The sequence below is a fragment of the Chryseobacterium sp. DT-167 genome, assembly GCF_058310155.1.
Genome location: NZ_JBZEEQ010000154.1, coordinates 1 through 503, shown reverse-complemented (window position 1 = coordinate 503; position 503 = coordinate 1). Strand labels below are relative to the sequence as shown.

General features: G+C 70.2%; 1 protein-coding gene. It reads right to left on the bottom strand.

Features of this window, described 5'->3' with window-relative positions; genetic code table 11:
• Positions 1-366, bottom strand: a 366-nt coding sequence (locus AC4FQ5_RS20235) for a hypothetical protein (RefSeq protein WP_491146561.1), incomplete at its 3' end; no start/stop codon positions are given.
• Positions 367-503 lie beyond the last annotated feature (137 nt).

Below are 503 nucleotides of genomic sequence, written 5' to 3'. Positions count from 1 at the left end.
CTGGTCGCCGACCGCCGCCCATGTCGAGTTGGTTCCCACTCGGTGCATGCTGACGGTCGCCGTGGGGTTCGGGAAGTAGGACGTCACCACGAGATCGGAGTCGGCGCCGACGGGCAGTTCCACGGGGTCGCTGCGGATCTCCGCTCCGACGGGGATGGTCACCGCGGTCTGCCCCCCGAAGGTCACGTTGCGGATGGTCGCCGGATCGAGGGATGACGAGCCGCTGTGGCCGGGCCGGTTCGCGACGGTCGTCCGCCCGATCGTGAGAGGCGCCGAGCCGAACTGGTTCGAGAGGCGGAGCCGAACGGCGGAGCCCCCGGCCGTCAGCTCGGCGATCTGGCGCATGGACCGGTTACCGGCCGTCATGGGAATGGGGTTCGGCGACTGGGGAGTCGGCGCGGGTGAGGCGTGAGGAGCCGCGTACCAGCTCGTCACCCATCTCTCCGATGGCGTGGCACGAGCGGGTGCGTCATCCCACGACAGGGTGGGAACGACGGCCAGCA